This window comes from Roseibium sp. JB4-4 (genome assembly GCF_055693425.1).
In genome coordinates this window covers 625,677-646,583 of the sequence record NZ_CM146333.1, presented here as the reverse complement: position 1 = coordinate 646,583, position 20,907 = coordinate 625,677, and the positions used below count along the sequence as shown (strand labels likewise).

The following is a 20,907-nucleotide window of genomic DNA, read 5'->3' as shown; positions in this document are numbered from 1 at the left end:
ATGACCCAGCGACGTGCTTTCACAGCTGTATTGGCAACAGAAACCAACACCTTTTCACCAATTCGCATAGACATCGATGCATTTGAGGCGTCCTTGTTGGCGCGGCCAGGCGAGCATCCCGGCACACCAACACTGTGTTCTGCCGTAGTGACCGTGGGACGGCAATTTGCCAAGGACAATGATTGGCAACTCGTCGAGGGTACATCCGCATGGGCAGATCCGGCTGGACTGGTCTCGCGTCAGTGTTATGAGCTGCTTCGGGACGAAATTCTTGGGCAACTGAAAAAGAGCGGTCCTTTTGATGTCATTGTCCTTGGCCTGCACGGTGCGATGGTTGCTGCAGGGTATGATGATCCGGAGGGCGATTTTCTGACAAGAGCCCGGGAGATAGTTGGGCCCACCGTGCCCATTGTTGCGACCATGGATCCGCATAGTCATCTGACGCGCAAGCGGATCACGGCGGCCGATGCGTTGATTGCCTTCAAGGAGTTTCCTCACACCGACTTTGTTGAGAGAGCTGAAGATGCCTGGCACCTTGCCGGGGAGACAGTTGCCGGTCGCGCGCGGCCAGTCATCAGTGTCTTCGATCCCAAGATGATCGATGTGTTTCCGACAAGCAAAGAACCAATGCGCGGTTTCGTCGATGACATGATTGAGCTCGAAAGAGGAACGCCCAACATTCTTTCGCTTTCTGTTATTCATGGGTTCATGGCGGGCGACGTACCGGAAATGGGTACGAAGATCCTTGCCGTCACCAATGATGATCACCCGTTGGGTGAACGGGTTGCAAGGGAGCTCGGAGAGAAGCTCTATGGCTTGCGCGGCAAGGTCCGCAGCCCCGAACTGACCCCAAGCGAAGCATTCGACAAAGCGGTTGGCTCTTCTGGAGGTCCGGTCACCATTGCCGATATGTGGGACAATCCGGGCGGGGGGACGGCAGGCGACTCGACGATACTTCTGACTGAGGCCCTGAAGCGCCAGCTCACCAAGACCGCATTCGGCAGCATCTGGGACCCGATTGCTGTCAAACTCTGTCATGCTGCGGGCGAGGGCGCTTCGTTGAAGCTTCGTTTCGGTGCCAAATCTGCTCCGGAAACCGGATTGCCCATAGACGCCGAAGTGGTCGTCATCCGCAACGTGAAGAATGCGACGCAGGTTTTTGGTGACAGCATTGTCCCGATCGGCGATGCCACGTGGATCAAGGTAAGTGGAATCGACGTTATCTTGAACTCAACGCGGGCCCAGTGCTTCGATACAAGTCTTTTCACCAATTTTGGCATAGACCTTGCGGACCTCAAGATTGTGGTCGTCAAATCGACCAATCACTTTTACCGGTCCTTTGCTGAAATCAGTCAGCTCATACTGTACTGCTCAGCCGGGCGGCCTTATCCGAACGATCCAAGAAAGACGCCTTACAAAAAGGCACCATGCGATATCTGGCCGATCTCGGACTATGCGTTGACGTTAGATGAAGAAGCGCAGGAAACCTTGAAAGCTACCGGCCGTTCAGGAGGCAAATCATGAGTGTCGGATACTCCATAAACGACTTGCTTACGCCAGTTGTCGTGATCGACGAGGCGGTCATGGTATCCAACATCAACGTCGCACAACAGTATTTCAATCGGATCGGTCGAAACTTCAGGCCTCACATCAAGACCCACAAAATTCCCGCGCTTGCCTCGTTGCAGGTCGCAGCTGGAGCAAAGGGTATCAACTGCCAAAAAATCAGTGAGGCAGAGGTATTTGCTGACGCAGGTTTCACCGACATCCTTATCACCTTCAACATGCTCGGTGATGCGCGCCTGGATCGGCTTAAGGAGTTGAATGCTAGGGTGGACCTGCAGGTGGTTGCGGACAACGATTTTGTGGTTGATGGCCTTGCAACCCGCTTTGGCGAAAGTACCCCTTTGAAGGTTTTGGTCGAGTGCGATACCGGCTCGGGTCGAAATGGTGTCCAGACACCGGAAGAGGCAGTAGTCCTCGCCAGGCAGATTGACCAAAAACCCGGCCTTACATTCCATGGATTGCTGACTTATCCCAAGCCGTCGAGCGAGGCTGACGTTGAAACGTTCTTTGCAAAGACCATTGATCTCTTGAAACGTGAAGGACTTGATTGTCCCGTAGTGTCTCACGGTGGATCGCCCAGTCTTTTTGATTCTGATCTGGTCAAGTGCGCGACAGAACACAGGGCAGGCACATATATCTTCAATGATCGCTCGATGGTGCGCGCCGGTATGTGCGACTATGAGGATTGCGCCATGCATGTGATCGCCACCGTCGTGTCCAGGCCCACCGAGAACAGGGCTGTGCTCGATGCCGGTTCCAAGGCACTTACCTCCGATTTACTCGGCTTTGCCGATCATGGCCGGATGATCGGTTATCCTGAAGCTTCGATTGCGAATTTGAGCGAAGAACATGCCGTTGTCGATCTGAGCAGGTCGGAAAACAAACCGCAAGTTGGTGAGCGTGTGCGGATCATACCCAATCACACCTGTGTGGTTTCCAACCTGTTCGACAAACTGGTCTTTCACAGAGACGGAGTGGTGACGCGCATTGAGCCCGTCTCTGCTCGTGGGCAAGTCGTCTAGGGCGTTTTTCGGGAGAAAAGTTGCTCTGTCCTCCAGACGGCTTGCCCGGCAAATCCACCTAGAAAAGGGTGCAATTTGCCGGCCTTCACTGCGTCATATTTGCATTTTGGCAGGGTCGAGGTCGGACAAGGCGACCCTGCGTTCAAACGCAGCGCCATTTTCTTCAAATAGATGGCAGTCAGCACCGTTTAGCCCCATTGCGACGGACACGCCGACCCTGGCAGGTGCAGAGCCAGGCAACAAAGAGCAAAACGTATCTGTCGCACCGTCCACCACACTATAAGTCACTGTGTGGATGCCGAGATGTTCGACCACATTCGGGACAACTTCGATAGTAGCGTCTGCTGCGTCCAAGGTGAGGTCTTCCGGTCTGATGCCGAGAGTGAGTGACCTGCCTGCAATGTCGCCGTTGGTCGATACGCCGGTCGCTATCTCTTGCCCATTGGGCAGGGTCACTCTGGCGCCTTTTTCGTCGGCATCTATCCCGGTCACTTTCAAGAAGTTCATTTTCGGGTTGCCGATGAAACCGGCCACGAAAAGGTTTTGCGGTTTGTGATAAAGATCGAGTGGTGTGCCGACCTGTGAAATCACGCCATGTTCCAGAACGACGATCCGATCAGCCATTGTCATGGCTTCGACCTGATCATGCGTCACATATATCATGGTGGCATCGAGCTCATTGTGGAGCTTTGCCAATTCCACACGCATTTCCGCCCGCAAAGCTGCGTCCAGGTTGGAAAGAGGTTCGTCGAACAGGAACACCGATGGTTCCCGAACAATAGCACGGCCGATCGCAACTCGCTGTCGCTGGCCGCCTGAGAGTTGGCCAGGACGGTGCTTTAGCCGCTCTTCCAGTTTGAGAATACGTGCGGCCTGGTGAACCTTCTGCTCGACCAGATCATTGGAAAGCTTTTCAACCCTGAGCGGAAACGCAATGTTTTCATAAACGGACATATGCGGATAAAGCGCATAGGACTGAAAAACCATGGCGATGCCGCGTTCGACCGGAGGCAGGTTGTTGACTGTCTTGCCACTGATCTCTGCGGTGCCGCCGCTGATTTCCTCCAGCCCGGCGATCATGCGAAGCAACGTGGATTTGCCACATCCCGAAGGTCCGACGAACACAACAAATTCGCCATGACTGATGTCCAGTGAAACGCCCTTGATCACTTCCAGATTGCCGAAGGATTTGCGGACGTCATCGAGGCGTAGTTCGCCCATCGGAATTCCTCATATGTCTGAAAAGGTCCGGGCCCTCATGAAAGAGGGTCCGGACGAGTTTGCGGGAGGTTTATTTGAATTCTTCCAGTTCCTCGGCGGCGAATTCCACCGCTTCGGACGGATCGACATCGCCGGAAACGACGCCTTGAACAGCTTCGTTGATCGTGTCCTGAAAGCCGACATAATCGGTGAGGAACGGCTCCGGTCCGCCCGTCGGGATGGCATCAAGGAACGCAGCCCAGGTCGGGTCTTTTTCAACGAGGCCTTTAACTTCAGGCAAATCACGCAGCGGTGTGAAGCCTTCAGCCAATTCGAAAGCAATCTGGTTTTCCGGATTGGTCAGCAGTTTTGCAAGTGACAGTGCCTGTTCTTCGACACCGCTTCCTTTAAAGACAGCAAGCGAATCCGTGATCAACAGCGTACCGGGCTTCCCACTCGGTCCTACCGGGATCGGGGCAACACCCCAGTTGACGGCGTCGCCAACCTGTGAGCGTTCCCACGGGCCGGAAATGAACATGCCGATTTTTCCTTCGGAAAAAAGCGGACGCAATTTGGCCCGGTCATAGGCGATGGGACCAGGTTGTGAGACGCCGGCCATCTTGCCATAAAAGGCGAGCGCTTCAACGTTGTTCGGTGAATTGAAGACAATTTCACCATCGCTGTTAATGACCTCACCACCGTTCGTATAAACGTAGTTCATGAACTGGTGCATGGTGTTGTCAAAGGACGCGGCAGCAAGACCGAACCCGTCAGCGTCTGTTTTTTCCTTGATAGCCGCAGCAGCGTCATACATTTCGTCCCAGGTTTTGGGCGCCGCTTCCGGATCAAGTCCAGCTTCTTTGAAAAGGTCTTTGTTCCAGTAAAGGGCCTTTGTTGAAAACGCGCGCGGCAACCCCCACTGCTGACCATTGGCGGTTATCGTACCGAGGATCGGCGGTGCGTAGGTCGCCTTCTCATCTTCGGTCATGTCCACCGGAATGATCAGATCGTTGGCGGCGAGCTGCTTAAGCGTGCGGGAGCCCATATAGGCGATTGCAGGCGGGTTGCCCGCGCTTGCAAGCGTTGTGGATTTTTCCTGACACTGACCCCAGGGAACGAATTCCACTGTGACATCATATCCAGGATTGGCAGACTTCCATTCCTCGATCAGCTGCGCCTGGAGCGGGATGCCCGCACCTGTGTCGTCGCCGCAGTTGATCATGTTGATCATCTTGTCTTCCGCAGCGGCTGCGCCGGTCAGACCGACTGCAAACACGCTTGCCATCAAAATGGACTTCATAGTCATTTTCCACCTCCGGTTATTGTGTGTGGGTTGCTATGCGGGACTTACTCCTTCACGGCACCGGCGGTCAGGCCCGCGACGATGTAGCGTTGGAGGAAGACGTAGAGGAGCAGCACTGGAAGGATGCCGACCAAACTTGCAGCCATCAGTTCGTTCCACACAACCGTTTGACGGCCGAAGAACTGGAACAGTCCGACTGGGAGAGGGTTGAACTCGTTCACCGAGTTGAAGGTGAGTGCAAAGATGAATTGTTGAGCGTATGCCGCAATGAATGTTGCGATGGCGACGACCATGATGCCGGGCAGGGCGATCGGCAGAATGACCCGTATCATGGTGTAGAGTTTGCCGGCTCCATCCACCCAGGCAGCTTCCTCGAGCTCACGTGGTATCTTCATAAGGTAGGAGCGCAGCAACCAGATGCCTGTCGGGATCACGAATGCAGTGCCTGGAACAATCATCGCGAAATAGGTGTTCAGAACACCAAGTTGCTGCATCACCTTGTAAAGCGGGATGATCAGGACCGCGCCGGAGACCATGTTCACGGCAAGAAAACCTGCGAGGAGCCCTGTGCGCCCGGAAAACTCAAATCGCGCAAATGCATAGGCGGCCGGAACGATGGCCAACAACCCGCAAATGGTGATCGCACTGGAGATAAAAATCGAGTTGATCATGTAGCGCGCCAGCAAGGGAACGCTGCTCCACATTTCCCAATAGGCCTCGAACGTCATGTTGTCCGACAGAAACCGGTATGGGATTGAAAACAGCGACTGCATGGGCCGCAACGACACCGTGAAAGCGGTGATGAACGGTGCGAGAATGAAGGTCAAAAACAGGGCAAGCCCAGCATAGATCAATACAAACTCGTACCAGCGATACTTGTTGATCATACCTCTTTGTCCTTCTTTGATAGCCTGGAAATCATCAGGAAGTAGAACGTGGAGAACAGCGACAGGAAGATCACGATCATGACGGCACGCGCTGCACCTTCGCCGTACTTGAAGCGGCTGATCGCAGTCTTGTAGGTGTCGATAATCATCGTTGTGGTCGCGTTGCGGGGACCGCCTTCTGTCAGGATCCAGATGATGTCGAAGGAGTTGAAAGTCCAGATGGCGGACAACAACGACATCGTCGCGATGGCCGGCATGATGAGCGGCAGGGTTATCCGGCGAAAACGATAGAACCTGGAAGCACCGTCGACCCAGGCCGCCTCATGCAGGTCAGGCGAAATGGCCTGCATTGCCGCCAGCAGATAGACAGTTACAAGAGGAGTTCCGATCCAGACATCCGTGACAATGGTCGAAAAGAAGGCAGAAGACTTGAAGGCCAGGAATTCGAACGGCCCTTCAAGCAGTCCAATGGATTGACCAATGCCGGAAATCATTCCGAACTGCCCATTGTACATCCAGCCCCAGATGAAGACGCCAATTGGGATCGGGATGATCCAGGGCGGCATCACCAATACGCGCATAAGAGTTTTACCGGGAATAGCTGCGTTTAGCAGCACCGCACCGAGCGTTCCGACGACAATTTTGAAAATGACTGACAGGGCCATCCAATAGAATGTTCGTGCTATTACTTCCGGAAATCGCCGGGAGAACATCTTTTCGTAATTGGCAAAGCCAACATAGTTTTCGACGGGGCGCAGCGAGGCATCTGTGAAGGATAGACGGATAGTCTCCACCAGAGGCCATGCGACTACGATCAACGTCACAACTGTTGCCGGTATCAGCAATAGGTACGGGAAATAGTCAGTTTTTCGAGTGTTGAACGCCATTGTCCCCTCTAAGCCAACCCATAGCTGTCAAATTGGTCCCAGGTATCTTTCAAGTCGATAACGGAGCGCGCATGACGCGCTTCATCGAGTTTGATTGCAGTCAGCCCTGCTTCAAGCGCATCGAGAACACCGACCGGCAACCCGCCGCCGTTTTTGAAGTAGTGAACGAGATCCTTGGCCATCGCTTCGTCAGCGCCGTAGTGACCGTCACGCGCTTCAGCGAGCTGTGGTTTGTCGACAAGTCGCTTCGAAGTCAGTGCATCGTGCACACGGAAATAGTTCCGGATGAAGTCACCTTCGGCCATGCCCTTCGTGCCCATGATCGCAAAGCGCCGGAATTCATCGGGCACATACATGTTCGTGTGAAAACAAAGGTTCGCGCCGTCCTCATATTCAATCAGCGCGGTCTGGTAGTCGATGATGTCACCATCTGAATCGAAATCTGCGTTTCCGCCACCCCATCGGGGCGTGAATGGGTCGACACGCCCCGAGATTTCAGGGGCCGGGAAGCTATGATCCTGTTCGGGACGGTTCTCCGGAACGAAGCTTTTCCGGCCACCGAAACTGGAAACATATCTTGGACGGCAGCCGACAACGCCCTGATAGAGGTCGAGATCATGGCAGCATTTCTCAAGCATGAAGCCACCGGAATTTTTCTCGTAGCGTCGCCAGTCCCGCATAAAGAAGGAGCCATGATAGGGACCGATATGCTCTGCAGCCTCGATTGAAACGATTTTGCCGATCTGCCCGTTGTCCAGGCTGCGCCTTAATTCGGTGTAGAGCGGCGAATAACGCAAGACCAATCCGACGAGTACTCTTTTCGCTCCGTCATTTGCTTTCATCAAAGACAGCAGCTCAAAGGTTTCCTCTTCGCTGACGACAACAGGTTTCTCGCAGAAAATATAAGGAACGTCGGATTGGAGAGCGGCCCGGAGGTGATCAAGATGCATGAAGTTTGGAGAACCGATCATCAGGAGATCAAGGTTTTCCTTTGCCAGCATATCAATTGGATCTGAATAGCTTCTCAGGCGTTGCCCGGATTTCTGTTCAACATGTTTCAGACCGGCAGGTGTCGGGTCCACATAGACTGCTGGTTCCAGTTCCGTTGACACGCCCTGAAGGCAATTGCTGACATTTGCAATTCGGGCGCCGAGGCCGAGGTAACCGGTCTTCATGCTGCGGCCTCCAAATATTTGTCCATAGCATCCCTCAATGCTCGCACGAGCTTTGCATCCGTTGATCTGACGCCGGTTTCACCAACAAAGCCGAGTTTGCTTTCAAGGGCATCGGGCGAAGGGGCATCAACATAGGAGCCACAGGATGCGTGGAGTTCATGGACGCCTGCGTGCGCCAGAAGGCTCTGAGCATTCGCGGCTGAAACGCCTGAACCTGCCATGATCGAAATTCGGCCTGCTGCTTGTTTTACGGCACTTGCGAGTGCTTCCCGGCCTAGATCTGCTGTCGTGGCCTGGCCGGAAGACAGAATGCGTTCAAACCCAAGTTCGATCGCGGTTTCCACCGCAGATGCATAGTCTTTCACCGTATCGATGGCGCGATGCAGGGTCACAGATAGCGATGTGTTCTCGATGGCCGCAGCCAGAAAGTCTCGATCCAATTCGCGCTGTTCGGTTACAGCACCGATGACAACTCCCTCCAGGCCCGCGTTTTCGGCCATCTGGATGTCGCGTAGCATCACTGCTTTTTCTGCGTCCGAATAGTAGAAGTCGCCCGCACGTGGTCGGATCATTGCATAAACGTCAACAGGCAATTTTGAAGCCGCAGACATCATCCCGGCCGATGGTGTCAGTCCGCCGACGTCAAGTGCAGCGCAAAGCTCAATGCGACCGGCTCCGCATTCGGCAGCTGTCCAGGCACCTTCCAGGGTGTCGACACAAATCTCGAGGATGAGGGTGTCGCTTGAGGGGGTAATCTCATGCAGCCCACTCCCTGAACGACATTCGGGCTACGATACCTGCACCTTGGAGGCCACCATTTTCCGCAAAATGGCCCTTCAAAACCAATGCCTGCTCATATTTGGCCAACACGATCTGACGCGTTTTACGATCAATCAGATCAAGCAATGCAATGTCGTTGGAAAGTCCTCCGCTAACCGGAATAACGTCGGGTCCAAGCGTATTGACCAGGACTGAAAGAGCACGGGACAGGAGGGTTGAATAAGCCTCTATGGTTGAAGAAGCTTTCACATCTTCCTGGTGCCAGGCCTGGGTGATTTCCTCGCTGGAAGAAGTAATGCCGTGAAGTGACTGGTGGATCCGTTCCAGCCCGCGGGCAGAACAGATTGCGTCAATGCACCCGATTTGTCCGCAGCCGCAAGCATAGTGACCGATACCCGACAATTGGCCACCAGCGCTGGGGTCAAGCACCGGTCCATGCCCCCATTCACCGGCGATGCCGCCAAAACCCGTCACCAGCTTGCCATCAATGACGAGACCGCCGCCAACGCCTGAGCCGAGAATAATACCGAACACAACGGATTTGCCCTTGCCGGTGCCGTCAACGGCTTCCGCAAGCGCGAAAGCATTGGCGTCATTTGTTATGACAACGGGGCGTCCCAGAGCTTTTTCCAGATCGGTCAACACGGGACGTTTGTGAAGGCAGGGTATGTTGGCAACGTCAGCTACTCCGGACCGGTCATCGAATGCGCCTGCAAGCGAGATCGAAATGGGAGTGCTTGAACTTCCGGCACACGAATTAATGGCGCTTACAAACGCGTCCCAGTCGGCGCCGGGCGTCGCGACGCGGCCGTTTTCTGTGACGGATCCATCTTCACTCAGCGTTCCGTGCCGGATGAAGGAACCCCCAATATCGAAACAGGTGATCATCGCCTGTGATTACGCCTCTGGATCTATTTGTTTGCGTCCATTTATAATACCAATATGCAACCAATTGCGGAGTTAGTAAACCAAAAAAATAATTGGCCTGACTTTTTTAACGATTATGGCAGTTTGGCTGAGCCGGTATGAAGCGCGGCAATCTGTCAAAGAATAGCTGAAACATGACTGTACGCACATGCGGAACAGACAGCCTGAAAGGTAAAGAGCTAACTATAGTCTTGCTGAATTGGATCAGAGTAGCGGGCGCAGATTGCCGTCGTATTTTTTCAGGATGTCTTCCGCTTTGTTGGCGTTGACGCCCTCGCGAATCATGACAGTTGCTACTTTTACGCGTCCGTTCGCTTGAATTAGTGCGTTTGCTGCGGTTTCTTCAGCGCAGCCGGTCAGGTCCTGAAGCATTCTTTGGGCACGGGACCGCAGCTTTTCATTGTCGGCGACCAGGTTGACCATATGACCGCGTACAGCGTGGCCGAGCCTGAGAGCAACCAGAGTTGAAATCATGTTGAGCGCGGCCTTTTGCGCGCTTGCTGCTCCCATGCGTGTGGAGCCTGCAATGATTTCCACGGGTGTGTTCAAGAATACCGGGAAGTTTGAATGCTCTTGGAGTGGTGTGCCGGGATTGTTTACAATTGCGATTGTCACGGTGCCTGCTTTTGCGGCGGCTTTGAAGGTGCCGAGCGTATAAGGCGTTGTTCCGCTTGCAGAAACGCCGATCAGAACGTCACCTTCGCCCAGGCCGCTTTGGTCAAAATCACGAATGCCCAGTGCAATATCATCTTCGTGCGTGCCTGCAAGGTGAAGAAGATTTTCGACACCTCCGGCGTATAGCATGCACATCCGATCGGCAGGAAAGCCGAAAGTTCCTGGCAGTTCCAGGCAATCTGAAAGCGCGGTTAGACCTGCACTTCCGGCTCCTGAATATCCGATCTTGTTTCCGGCCTGCGCTGCCTTTTGAAGAGCCGTTGCTGCGTTGACAAGCTGCGGTAACGCGGGGCCAACAGCTCTCAACGCTTCCATCTGCCGCTCAAGCAGCAATGATAGAACTTCTTCGTCAGATCTGTTTGAAAGACCGATGGAGAGTGGGTCTCGATCTTCTGTGGTCGGCAGCGTCATGTTCCGGGCTCAGGTCGTTTAAGCGGACGTTTGGCGATCAATTCCGGGCTATCGGCGTGATCTTGCTCGCATATCTCCGTTCAAAGGGCAGTCCCAAAGGTTAATGAAGAACCTTTTAGCACTTGATTTTCGGTTTCGATAGAGTTTAAATTGGTATCTGAAAGGTATTATTATTCTCGCCCAAGGCATCTCGTTTTATGACAGACTTCATCTCCATGCTGGAAAACGATGACTGGATGGCCAGTTCGAGTGGGCCACGCTATCTCCAGCTGCGTCGCCGCATTCAACAGGCGATTGATGATGGTGTGCTGAAGGAGAACGAGCCGTTGCCTTCGGAGCGTGAAATCGCTTCCATTACCGAATTGTCGCGCGTGACAGTGCGCAAGGCGGTTGCCGGTCTTGTGGAAGACCAGATCGTTGTTCAAAAACGCGGTAGCGGTTCCTTTGTCGCGCCCAAGGTTCACAAGGTCGAGCAACGTCTTTCAAGTTTGACTTCCTTCAGTGAAGACATGGCGCGGCGCGGTCTTACAGCCAGCAGCGAGTGGCTGCGCCGCGGGGTCTTTCCTGCTTCGCCGGAGGAAATTTTTACGCTTGGTCTGACTTCTGGCCAGCGTGTCGCGCGCGTCGACCGTTTGCGCAAGGCTGACGGAACTCCAATGGCAATCGAACGGGCCTCACTGTCGGAAAAGGTTCTGCCCAATCCAGAACGCGTTTCAACGTCTCTTTACGCAGTGTTGCGATCGACAGGGCTGCAGCCTGTGCGCGCCATTCAACGTATTTCGGCGCGCAATCTTGAATCGATGGATGCCGAAATTCTCAACGTTCCTGTCGGTTCAGCCGGACTTAAGATCGAGCGTGTATCCTACCTTGCTTCCGGACATGTCGTTGAGTTTACCCGCTCTGTCTATCGCGGCGATGCCTACGATTTCATTGCTGAACTGCAAATGTCGGATGACTGACTTCATGAGTAAACCAATGAACCCTTTTGCCCAGACACACATGAGGCAGGAGATCGAAGAGATCCCGTTAGTCGCGAACAGGCTGTTGACCGACGGTCGCGCTCACATTCGTGATGTTGCGGCACGCGCTGGCGCTCCCGTTTTTCTGGCGAGTGTGGCACGCGGGTCTTCAGACCATGCCGCGACGTTTTTGAAATACGCTTCGGAGATATATCTCGGTCTTGCCATGGCTTCACTCGGACCGTCAGTGTCTTCAATTTACGGTGGCAAGGTGCGGCTTGATCAGGCCCTGGTGATCGCTATCTCTCAGTCCGGTGCAAGTCCGGACATTCTGTCGGTGGTGCAAAGCGCGAAAGAGCAGGGGGCCTTCACAGTTGGTCTGACCAATACAGCCGACAGCAAACTGGCGGATTTTTCCAGCGCGGCACTGGACATTGGAGCTGGTCCTGAGCGCAGTGTTGCTGCAACGAAAACCTTCGTGAATTCCGTTGTTGCCGGATTGGTGCTGCTTGCTGAAATAGGAGGCGATGAAAAACTCCTGGACGCGCTTGCAAAGTTGCCTGGTGCATTTGAGGATGCAATTGGTATCGATTGGCAGGAACTTGCAGAACCGATTGAAAAACGAGGCTCGCTTTATGTAATCGGCCGTGGCCCTGGGCTCGCGATCGCCAACGAAGCGGCCTTGAAATTCAAGGAAACATGCCAGGTGCATGCAGAAGCCTATTCGTCGGCGGAAGTGATGCACGGACCTGTTTCGATTGTCGAAGGCGGGTATCCGATACTGGCGCTCGGGGTTAGGGATGCCGCCGAGGCCGGGCTTGCCGAGGCTGCTGATCTCATGTCCGCCCAGGGCGGAAGTGTCTACGCAACCACGAAGCTGGTCGAGCGCGCTCACAGGCTGCCCTTTGTCTCGACCGACCATCCGATCACTGACGCACTTACTCAGATTGTCTCCTTTTATGCATTTATCGAGTGGTTTTCGCGGCAACGCGGGTTCAACCCGGATGTGCCAAAACATCTGAAAAAGGTGACGCAGACAGTATGACCGGCCTATCTGCCTACACCTGCAGCAGAATTTTTGACGGCGACAACTTTCATAAAGATGCTGCGCTTCTTGTGGAAGGTGGACGCGTCAAGGACATTGTGCCCCTTGGAGCGCTTCAGGCAGACCAGGTGAGAACCGACCTTGGCAACAGCACGCTGGTGCCGGGTTTTGTGGACCTTCAGGTCAATGGTGGCGGCGGTCTGATGCTGGGTGACGTGGACTGTGTGGAGGATATTGCGCGCATTTGTCAGGCTCATCTGCAACTCGGAACAACCTCGCTGACCCCAACCTTGATCACTGACAGTCCTGAGGTCACACGCAGAGTTCTCAAGCTTGGAATAGAGGCGTGGGCGGAAGGTGTTCGTGGCTTCCATGGGCTGCATTTGGAAGGCCCTCATCTTTATGCGGGCAGAAAAGGGGCACATGACGCCTCTCTGATCAGGCCGATAGAAGATGACGACATGGATCTCTATCTTTATGCGGCCAGCCAATTGCCCTCTCTGATGATCACGGTCGCGCCGGAAACCGTACGCCCCGAACAGATTAGCCGATTGGCCGGTGCTGGCATTCACGTCAGTCTGGGACATAGCGGCGCTTCTTATAAAGAGTGCTCAACAGCAGCAGAGGCTGGTGCAGCCTGTGTGACGCATCTGTTTAATGCCATGAGTCCGCTTCAGCATCGTGAACCTGGGCTCGTCGGTGCCGCGCTTGATCTCGGCAGCTTGAGCGCGGGGCTGATAGCCGACGGTGTTCACGTTGATCCGGCAGCGATCAGAATAGCGCTTGAAGCCAAATCCGGACCGGGCCGCATTTTCCTTGTAACAGATGCCATGTCTCAAACAGGCACCGACGTGACCTCGTTTCATCTCGGAGGGCGTGAAATCTTCAGGCAAGACGGCAGACTAACGCTCTCCGACGGAACGTTGGCAGGTGCCGATATCGATCTCCCAACTTCGGTTGCTTATCTCGTGGAAAGCGTTGGCGTAGATATTGAGACAGCGCTTTCCATGGCAACCAGCTTCCCGGCTGACATTGTTGGCCGCCCCCTCGGACGGCTCAAGGTTGGGTGTCAGGCAGATTTTGTATGCCTCGACGACGACTTCAAGATTGTCGGTGTCTGGCTTTCCGGTCATGCTCTAGGCGAGTGACCGCCGCAGGCGTCCCAAGGCAGGCGACTGTGACAAAAGATCGTTCGTCTGTCTTCCAACCCACCACGTTTCAGCAAACCACGATTCAATTCTGGGTTTCAGGCGACAGCCTTTGAAACGATTGAGACATGTCAATGTTGACAGTCGCCCGCCTTTGTACCCTCCCAATCGTTGCCTGCCGACCGGTGGTCGCCAGTGTGTTCCAATCGGGGGAAAGGTCTTGTTCCAGGTACGATTTCATGGCCGGGGCGGCCAGGGCGTGGTTACCGCCGCCGAACTCCTGTCCATCGCAGCATTCAATGAGGGTAAGCACGCGCAGGCGTTTCCGAGCTTCGGATCGGAGCGAATGGGTGCGCCTGTCGTTTCCTACTGCCGAATTGCAAACACGGAAATACGGTCACGCGAACCCGTATCCCAACCTGATGCTCTCGTTATACAGGACCCGACACTTATTCACTCAGTTGACTTGTTCGCGGGTCTCAATGGTCAAGGCTATGTCTTGATTAACTCCCAGCAATCCTTCGAAGAGTTGGGAATTGACGATTTTGCCTCCGGGTTTCCGCACAACCACTTTCGGGATGTTGGAGCCAGCGAGATTGCCCGGAAACATATCGGACGACCACTTCCCAACGCAGCGCTGCTAGGCAGCCTCGCAGCGATGAGCGGTGAGGTGTCTATTGAAGCCGTCGAACAGGCAATTTCCCAAAAGTTTCCAGGGCAGGTTGGTGCCGCCAATATCGCGGCCGCACGCGAGGCCTACGACGTCGCCGTTGGATAGGAGAGGGTGATATGCTCAAACAGATTGAAGGATCCGCCGCTGTTGCACAGGCCGTTGCGCTTTGTCGCCCGGAGGTTGTCTGCGCCTATCCGATTACGCCACAGACCCACATAGTTGAAGGTGTCGGAGAGCTTGTTAAATCCGGGGAACTGAAAAACTGTGAATACATAAATGTTGAATCTGAATTCGCCGCGCTCTCCGTCGCAATAGGCGCATCAGCAGCTGGTGCGCGGGCCTATACCGCGACCGCCAGCCAGGGACTATTGTTCATGGCAGAGGCTGTCTACAACGCTTCTGGTCTTGGTTTGCCAATCGTTATGACACTCGGCAACCGCGCCATCGGTGCACCGATAAACATCTGGAACGATCACACAGACGCGATGTCAATGAAGGATGCAGGCTGGATCCAGCTATTTGCAGAAACCAACCAGGAAGCGGCTGACCTGCACATTCAGGCTTTCAGGCTGGCGGAAGAACTCAGCTGTCCGGTGATGGTCTGCATGGACGGATTTATCCTGACCCATGCCTATGAGCGCGTTGATATTCCGACCCAGAAAGAGGTCGACGCTTTCCTTCCGCCCTACGAACCCGTGCAAGTTCTTGACCCCGCAGATCCTTATTCGATCGGTGCCATGGTTGGGCCGGAGGCTTTTACGGAAGTTCGCTACCTGGCACATCGCAAGCAAATGCAGGCGCTCGATCTCATTCCGCAGATTGGAACCATTTTCAAGGAAGTGTTTGGCCGGGCGTCCGGCGGCCTGTTGCATTCCTATAGGGCAGAGGACGCGGAGACCATTTTTGTGGCAATGGGGTCGGTCAATGGAACTATCAAGGAGGTCGTCGATGCCGAACGGGAGACCGGTTCGAGCGTCGGATCGGTGTCAATCTGTTCGTTCCGCCCGTTCCCGCTTGAGGAGCTGAAGAATGCGCTGCAAAGCGCTAAGCGGGTCGTCGTGATCGAAAAGAGCCTGGCTCCCGGCCTTGGTGGCGTACTCGCATCAAACGTCCGCATGGCGCTCAGAGAAGTTCCACTTCCGGTGCAAACTGTCATTGCCGGGCTCGGAGGCAGGGCGATCACCATGAAAGGCATTTCTGAAGTGTTGCGGGCTGCCGAGAACGGATCTCTGCCAGATGTGACTTTCCTGGGCCTGGAGCAAGCTGTCATCGACCGGGAAATTGCACGGTCCGCGGAGATGAGACATGCCGGGCCGACGGCTGAAGGAATACTGAAAGCCATTCAAAATCGCCCGGCTGCAGAGCGGAGTAGAGCGTCATGAGCGAAGAAACAGCCCTGCAACGGGTGAAATTCTACCAGACCGGGACACATACCGTCGGCAATCGCTTGATGGATGAGGACAAGCGAAGCGTACAATCCTCAATCGACCGCTCGAACGCGATAACGTCCGGACACCGGGCCTGCCAGGGATGCGGCGAAGCTCTGGGCGCGCGTTTTGCCCTGGATGCAGCCATGCGTTCCTGCGACGGCAATATGGTAGCGGTAAATGCCACCGGATGCCTGGAAGTGTTCACGACACCTTATCCCGAAACCTCGTGGCAGATCCCCTGGATCCACTCCCTGTTCGGCAATGCACCTGCGGTCGCAACAGGTGTTGCAGCTGCCATGCGGCGGAAGGGCAGAGCCAAGACCAAAGTGATTGCGCAAGGCGGAGACGGTGGAACGACGGATATCGGCTTTGGCTGCCTGTCGGGAATGTTCGAGCGAAATGATGATGTGCTCTACATTTGTTACGACAATCAGGCCTACATGAACACCGGAGTACAGCGATCGTCGGCGACGCCGCCAACGGCACGAACGGCAACGACGCCCGCTGTCGGGGATGCTCCGGGCAATGTGTTCGGTACAGGCAAGAATTTGCCCTTGATCGCGATGGCACACAACATTCCCTATGTGGCAACCGCTACAGTTGCAGATCTGCACGACCTTGAAACCAAGGTGACACGTGCCATGAATATGTCCGGGTCGCGATACATCCATGTGCTTGTGACATGCCCGCTCGGCTGGGGATCTGCGACGAACCATACGATATTGCTTGCGAGACTTGCCGTTGAAAGCGGTTTGTTTCCGCTTTTCGAGGCAGAAAACGGGGCTGTCGTTAGAACGCAAAAGATCCGCAAGAAGGTCCCGGTTGAAGACTACTTGAAACTCCAGAAACGGTTCGCGCATCTGTTTAAGAAAGACCATGAAGATGTTGACCGAATAGCCGCAATACAGCGAATGGCTGACGCAAACATCGACCGTTTCAATCTGTTGGGGGAAAGGACGGCGCCATGACACACGAGCTGCCATTTGCCATAACACTTGATCCGAGCACCAGCCTGGCCAACAAGACAGGCTCCTGGCGAACCGAGCGCCCCGTCTATCTGGATCGGCTTCCGCCGTGCAATCACACATGCCCGGCAGGCGAGAATATTCAAAAGTGGTTGTTTCATGCTGAAGAAGGCGATTATGAACAAGCCTTTCAGGTGATCATGGAAGACAACCCCATGCCTGGTGTTATGGGGCGGGTCTGCTACCACACCTGCGAAACGGCCTGTAACCGCGGGCAGCTGGACGAACCCGTTGCAATTCACGCCATAGAGAGATTTCTCGGTCGCATGGCCTTTGAAAAGGGGTGGATGCCCAGGTTTTCGGCGCCGGATACAGGAAAGAAGGTTCTTGTCGTTGGCGCGGGACCGAGCGGGTTGAGTGCAGCTTATCATCTGCGTCGTTTCGGCCATGACGTGACGATCCGTGAGGCTGGTCCGATGGCGGGTGGCATGATGCGGTTCGGAATTCCCAAATATCGCTTGCCACGAGATGTTTTGGATTATGAGATCCAGCGAATTCTGAATACCGGCGTCCAATTGGAGCTCAACAAGAAGGTGGAAGACATCGAAGCGGCCTTCGAGAACGAGGGCTTTGATGCGGTATTCGTGGCCGTCGGTGCGCATCTGGCAAAACGAATTGATATTCCCGCACACGCAGCCGGAAAGATCCTGGATGCGGTCAGCGTTTTGAAGGAAATGGAGACGGGTGGCGAGCCCCCGAAACTTGGGCGACGCGTGATCGTCTATGGTGGCGGTAACACTGCGATGGATGTCGCTCGAACTGCCAAGCGACTTGGTGTTGACGAAAGCATGATTGTTTACAGGCGTTCTCGCAAGGAAATGCCCGCGCATGACTTTGAGGCCACGGAGGCCGAGGACGAAGGCGTGCTGATGCACTGGTTGCGAACGATCAAAGAGGTTGATGGCACCAGCGTTACGGTCGAAAAGATGGAGATTGACGAAAACGGCCGTCCCCAACCGACAGGTGAATTTGAAACCATCGAAGCCGACACTCTCATTTTGGCGCTCGGCCAGGATGTCGATACTAGCTTTCTGGAGAGAGTTGAGGGTGTTGAGATCGCCAGAGATGGCGTTGTAACGGTCAATGCCCAGATGATGACGGGTCGAGCAGGTCTCTTTGCAGGCGGTGACATGGTGCCGGCCGAACGGACCGTGACGGTTGGTGTGGGACACGGAAAAAAAGCTGCCCGCGATATCGATGCCTGGCTTCGCGGAAAGATCTACCAATCTCCTTTGAAGGCTGAGCTCGCCGGATTTGAGAACATCAATCCGTGGTATTATGACGATGCGCCGCAAAGCAAACAGGAGCAGCTTGATCCTGTACGCAGGCAAACCGGCTTTGAGGAAGTACTGAAAGGTCTGACCGAAGACAATGCGCTTTACGAGGCGCGGCGGTGTCTGTCTTGTGGCAATTGCTTCGAGTGTGACAATTGCTACGGCATCTGTCCCGACAACGCGGTCGTGAAACTCGGGCCAGGCAATCGGTTCGAATTTAACTACGACTATTGCAAGGGCTGCGGTATGTGCGCCTTTGAATGCCCATGCGGGGCCATCAAAATGGTGCAGGAAGGCAGTTAGACAGCGACAATCGCGACCGGCAGGCGCACGGCTTGAAAGGCATATAGCTATATTGGATTGCACGTGTCGCGACGGATTGGGTCTTGCGCACAAGGTGCTAAGGTTGTTCCCTCGCAATCGTGCGGGGTATTTCCGCCACGCAGACACTGCTCCGGAGCATGCTGATGCCACGCTGTTTTTCTCATGCTGTTTACATTTTGGTTCTGTGCTTTGCCGGCCTCATTGCCGAGCAGGTGAAGGCATCACCTGACAAAGCACTCGAACATGTTGTCTCGGTGTTGCCCGTGTGGCCTGGACACGACCAGGGCGGGCAGGGTGCACGACCTGGCCAAGCGCCTGAAGGCAGTGGGGTGGTTCTGCGTGAGGGTGTGATTGCAACGGCCTGGCATGTCGTGGAACCGGCCCGACGCATCGATGTCCGATTGCACGACGGTCGCATAATCCCTGCGCAGCTTATGGCGCATGATGCTTCCACTGACATAGCGCTTTTGAAAGTTGAAGAGACGCTGCAGCCAATTGCAACCGCGCCGCCACCTAACTTGGTTCAACCGGTTTGCGCGATTGGTAACGCCTTCGGTCTGGGACTGTCGTTCACATGCGGCGTTGTCTCCGCCAAGGGTATCAGCAATGCTGGTTTCAACGAAATCGAAGACTTTGTGCAAACGGACGCGACTGCAAATCCAGGCTCTTCTGGTGGCGCGCTTGTTGACACCGACGGCAGGTTGGTCGGAATGATGTCAGCGATTTTCGCTTCAGGTTCCGACACGAACATCGGTATGAACTTTGCCATTTCGACAGAGCTTTTGTTGCGTGTTGCAGATGCTTTGATTGATACGGGTCAGGTTGGGTTTCAGGATGCTGGCTGGCAGCTTGCAAGAACGGACCGCACCGCTGCTGCGTTGGTTGCCGCACCTGTCGTTCGCATTGTTCGATCGGATGGAGCTGCCAAACTGGCCGGGATAGAGGTCGGCGATTTAATCCTGGAAATTGGCAATCGCAGGGTTCGGACACCTCGCGATGCGAAGACAGCTGTTGCTTTAATTCCCAACGTGCAACGAAAGGTCCAGGTACGGTATCGCCGGGGCGACGATGACCATGTCGCGACACTTTCGTTTGAGACCCCAGACCCGCCTAAGGTTTCCAACGTTGATACAGAGCCTTCACACGACGTTGACTGTCCGCATCCTTCGGATGTTTGCAAGTTGAGACAAGCAGTATTTCCGATCTCAAGCTTTGACCCGGTCGGCAGCGCCACACGCATCGCTGAAGATCTGCTGGTGACCAACCGGCACGTGGTAGGAGATCAAACCGAGGCAATTGTTCACACGCCGAATGGACCACTGAATGCCAAGCTTGTACCTTCTGCATATGAAGGTGATCTCGTTCTTCTTGAAGTGGAGAACCTTCCGGATACGGGTGTCATTCCAAATCTCGACGTTCAATCCGAAACCACAAGCCAGTACTTGGTGGTCGGTGCCGATATTGCCCGAAAGGAAGTGCGGGTTTTCGAACCTGGTGATCTCATCGCGAGGCCTGAGGAAAACGCGAAACTGGGCCGGCTTCATGTTCGCGCTCATATGCAGCCAGGTGTAAGCGGCGGTGCTCTCGTCACCGCAACCGGTGCTTTGGCTGGTATCGCCGTGGGCGGAGGAGACGGACGCTTTGAAGCCATACCACTGGCAGATGTTCATAAACTCTTGGCTCTCAGGGACGACAGAGACGCGATCCGATTGACAGAAAGCCTTGGTGCCGACTTTGTGGCGTGCGAAGAAGCGATGGAAAGTGCAGTCGCTCAAACTGTCCAAGACGCTGTTCTGACGACCGTAGCAGACACCTGTTCAAACTCCACCAACCACGGACAAATGTTGAAAGCCGGCCGGATCCTCGCGCAATCCGGCGCTTTTGAGCAAGCAATACGCCTTCATGGCGAAGCCGCCGAACAAGTGCCGAATTCGATAAATTCCAGAATGTCACTCCTGGTATCGCTGCAATTGGCAGGACGTTTTGAAGACATGACTGAACATGCGCGGCGTTTGATGGAATTGGCCCCCGATGATCCTCAGGCTCTAAGGTTTTCCATTCAGTCAGGGGTCTGGGGCAATGAACCGGAACTGGCCGAGGAAGGCTATCAGGCGTTGTTGAAGGCTGACCCTAGGCAGGCACAGGCTGCGCGGCGGTTTATTGACAATGCTCCGCCGGCGCCGCAGCGCCGCTGAC

The 20,907-nt window shown here is 54.8% G+C and carries 18 protein-coding genes; 10 read left to right on the top strand and 8 right to left on the bottom strand.

Annotation, left to right across the window (positions count from 1 at the left end; translation table 11 throughout):
• Positions 1-1,524: a M81 family metallopeptidase gene (locus tag ACZ1HV_RS02965; RefSeq protein ID WP_472717272.1), complete on the top strand. Its 1,524-nt coding sequence runs from the start codon at positions 1-3 to the stop codon at positions 1,522-1,524.
• Positions 1,521-2,588 carry a D-TA family PLP-dependent enzyme gene (locus tag ACZ1HV_RS02960; protein ID WP_472717271.1) on the top strand — a complete coding sequence of 356 codons (1,068 nt, stop codon included), beginning with the start codon at positions 1,521-1,523 and terminating at the stop codon, positions 2,586-2,588. The genes ACZ1HV_RS02965 and ACZ1HV_RS02960 overlap by 4 nt, the downstream gene beginning before the upstream one ends.
• A gap of 93 nt (positions 2,589-2,681) precedes the next feature.
• Here the strand turns inward: ACZ1HV_RS02960 and ACZ1HV_RS02955 are convergent, their stop codons facing one another.
• From ACZ1HV_RS02955 to ACZ1HV_RS02920, 8 genes are all read right to left on the bottom strand, one after another.
• Positions 2,682-3,809: an ABC transporter ATP-binding protein gene (locus tag ACZ1HV_RS02955; protein WP_472717270.1), complete on the bottom strand. Its 1,128-nt coding sequence runs from the start codon at positions 3,807-3,809 to the stop codon at positions 2,682-2,684.
• Positions 3,810-3,879: 70 nt separating this feature from the next.
• Positions 3,880-5,094 carry an ABC transporter substrate-binding protein gene (locus ACZ1HV_RS02950; RefSeq protein WP_472717269.1) on the bottom strand — a complete coding sequence of 405 codons (1,215 nt, stop codon included), beginning with the start codon at positions 5,092-5,094 and terminating at the stop codon, positions 3,880-3,882.
• Positions 5,095-5,135: 41 nt separating this feature from the next.
• Positions 5,136-5,978: a carbohydrate ABC transporter permease gene (locus tag ACZ1HV_RS02945; RefSeq protein WP_298816401.1), complete on the bottom strand. Its 843-nt coding sequence runs from the start codon at positions 5,976-5,978 to the stop codon at positions 5,136-5,138.
• A complete protein-coding gene (locus ACZ1HV_RS02940) occupies positions 5,975-6,865 on the bottom strand; it encodes a carbohydrate ABC transporter permease (protein ID WP_298816403.1) in 891 nt (296 codons plus the stop codon). Before ACZ1HV_RS02940 ends, ACZ1HV_RS02945 begins: the two co-directional genes overlap by 4 nt.
• 8 nt (positions 6,866-6,873) lie before the next feature.
• Complete coding sequence (locus ACZ1HV_RS02935; RefSeq protein WP_472717268.1) at positions 6,874-8,040, bottom strand: Gfo/Idh/MocA family protein; 1,167 nt, start codon at positions 8,038-8,040, stop codon at positions 6,874-6,876.
• On the bottom strand, positions 8,037-8,762 hold the full coding sequence (locus ACZ1HV_RS02930; protein WP_472718395.1) for a copper homeostasis protein CutC: 726 nt from the start codon (positions 8,760-8,762) through the stop codon (positions 8,037-8,039). Before ACZ1HV_RS02930 ends, ACZ1HV_RS02935 begins: the two co-directional genes overlap by 4 nt.
• Before the next feature lie 34 nt (positions 8,763-8,796).
• A complete protein-coding gene (locus ACZ1HV_RS02925) occupies positions 8,797-9,708 on the bottom strand; it encodes an ROK family protein (protein WP_472717267.1) in 912 nt (303 codons plus the stop codon).
• A gap of 243 nt (positions 9,709-9,951) precedes the next feature.
• Positions 9,952-10,833: an N-acetylmuramic acid 6-phosphate etherase gene (locus ACZ1HV_RS02920; RefSeq protein WP_298816412.1), complete on the bottom strand. Its 882-nt coding sequence runs from the start codon at positions 10,831-10,833 to the stop codon at positions 9,952-9,954.
• 197 nt (positions 10,834-11,030) lie between these two features.
• On the opposite strand from ACZ1HV_RS02920, the gene ACZ1HV_RS02915 reads away from it, so the two are divergent.
• From ACZ1HV_RS02915 to ACZ1HV_RS02880, 8 genes are all read left to right on the top strand, one after another.
• Entirely contained in the window at positions 11,031-11,792 is a 762-nt protein-coding gene (locus ACZ1HV_RS02915) for a GntR family transcriptional regulator (protein ID WP_298816414.1), read from the top strand.
• A gap of 4 nt (positions 11,793-11,796) precedes the next feature.
• Positions 11,797-12,837 carry an SIS domain-containing protein gene (locus ACZ1HV_RS02910; RefSeq protein WP_472717266.1) on the top strand — a complete coding sequence of 347 codons (1,041 nt, stop codon included), beginning with the start codon at positions 11,797-11,799 and terminating at the stop codon, positions 12,835-12,837.
• Positions 12,834-13,985 (top strand): N-acetylglucosamine-6-phosphate deacetylase, encoded by a 1,152-nt coding sequence (nagA, locus tag ACZ1HV_RS02905; protein ID WP_472717265.1) that lies wholly within the window; start codon positions 12,834-12,836, stop codon positions 13,983-13,985. The genes ACZ1HV_RS02910 and nagA overlap by 4 nt, the downstream gene beginning before the upstream one ends.
• 220 nt (positions 13,986-14,205) lie before the next feature.
• Positions 14,206-14,763 carry a 2-oxoacid:acceptor oxidoreductase family protein gene (locus ACZ1HV_RS02900; protein ID WP_298964053.1) on the top strand — a complete coding sequence of 186 codons (558 nt, stop codon included), beginning with the start codon at positions 14,206-14,208 and terminating at the stop codon, positions 14,761-14,763.
• A gap of 11 nt (positions 14,764-14,774) precedes the next feature.
• Positions 14,775-16,040 (top strand): pyruvate ferredoxin oxidoreductase, encoded by a 1,266-nt coding sequence (gene porA / locus ACZ1HV_RS02895; RefSeq protein WP_298981957.1) that lies wholly within the window; start codon positions 14,775-14,777, stop codon positions 16,038-16,040.
• Entirely contained in the window at positions 16,037-17,056 is a 1,020-nt protein-coding gene (locus ACZ1HV_RS02890; RefSeq protein WP_472717264.1) for a thiamine pyrophosphate-dependent enzyme, read from the top strand. The genes porA and ACZ1HV_RS02890 overlap by 4 nt, the downstream gene beginning before the upstream one ends.
• Positions 17,053-18,690: an NAD(P)-binding protein gene (locus tag ACZ1HV_RS02885; RefSeq protein WP_472717263.1), complete on the top strand. Its 1,638-nt coding sequence runs from the start codon at positions 17,053-17,055 to the stop codon at positions 18,688-18,690. The genes ACZ1HV_RS02890 and ACZ1HV_RS02885 overlap by 4 nt, the downstream gene beginning before the upstream one ends.
• A gap of 164 nt (positions 18,691-18,854) precedes the next feature.
• Complete coding sequence (locus tag ACZ1HV_RS02880) at positions 18,855-20,906, top strand: trypsin-like peptidase domain-containing protein (protein ID WP_472717262.1); 2,052 nt, start codon at positions 18,855-18,857, stop codon at positions 20,904-20,906.
• Position 20,907 lies beyond the last annotated feature (1 nt).

Coding starts and splice junctions, on each gene's coding strand:
- ACZ1HV_RS02965 (WP_472717272.1), top strand. CDS start 1: ATGACCCAGCGACGTGCTTTCACAGCTGTATTGGCAACAGAAACCAAC.
- ACZ1HV_RS02960 (WP_472717271.1), top strand. CDS start 1,521: ATGAGTGTCGGATACTCCATAAACGACTTGCTTACGCCAGTTGTCGTG.
- ACZ1HV_RS02955 (WP_472717270.1), bottom strand. CDS start 3,809: ATGGGCGAACTACGCCTCGATGACGTCCGCAAATCCTTCGGCAATCTG.
- ACZ1HV_RS02950 (WP_472717269.1), bottom strand. CDS start 5,094: ATGACTATGAAGTCCATTTTGATGGCAAGCGTGTTTGCAGTCGGTCTG.
- ACZ1HV_RS02945 (WP_298816401.1), bottom strand. CDS start 5,978: ATGATCAACAAGTATCGCTGGTACGAGTTTGTATTGATCTATGCTGGG.
- ACZ1HV_RS02940 (WP_298816403.1), bottom strand. CDS start 6,865: ATGGCGTTCAACACTCGAAAAACTGACTATTTCCCGTACCTATTGCTG.
- ACZ1HV_RS02935 (WP_472717268.1), bottom strand. CDS start 8,040: ATGAAGACCGGTTACCTCGGCCTCGGCGCCCGAATTGCAAATGTCAGC.
- ACZ1HV_RS02925 (WP_472717267.1), bottom strand. CDS start 9,708: ATGATCACCTGTTTCGATATTGGGGGTTCCTTCATCCGGCACGGAACG.
- ACZ1HV_RS02920 (WP_298816412.1), bottom strand. CDS start 10,833: ATGACGCTGCCGACCACAGAAGATCGAGACCCACTCTCCATCGGTCTT.
- ACZ1HV_RS02915 (WP_298816414.1), top strand. CDS start 11,031: ATGACAGACTTCATCTCCATGCTGGAAAACGATGACTGGATGGCCAGT.
- ACZ1HV_RS02910 (WP_472717266.1), top strand. CDS start 11,797: ATGAGTAAACCAATGAACCCTTTTGCCCAGACACACATGAGGCAGGAG.
- nagA (WP_472717265.1), top strand. CDS start 12,834: ATGACCGGCCTATCTGCCTACACCTGCAGCAGAATTTTTGACGGCGAC.
- porA (WP_298981957.1), top strand. CDS start 14,775: ATGCTCAAACAGATTGAAGGATCCGCCGCTGTTGCACAGGCCGTTGCG.
- ACZ1HV_RS02890 (WP_472717264.1), top strand. CDS start 16,037: ATGAGCGAAGAAACAGCCCTGCAACGGGTGAAATTCTACCAGACCGGG.
- ACZ1HV_RS02885 (WP_472717263.1), top strand. CDS start 17,053: ATGACACACGAGCTGCCATTTGCCATAACACTTGATCCGAGCACCAGC.
- ACZ1HV_RS02880 (WP_472717262.1), top strand. CDS start 18,855: ATGCCACGCTGTTTTTCTCATGCTGTTTACATTTTGGTTCTGTGCTTT.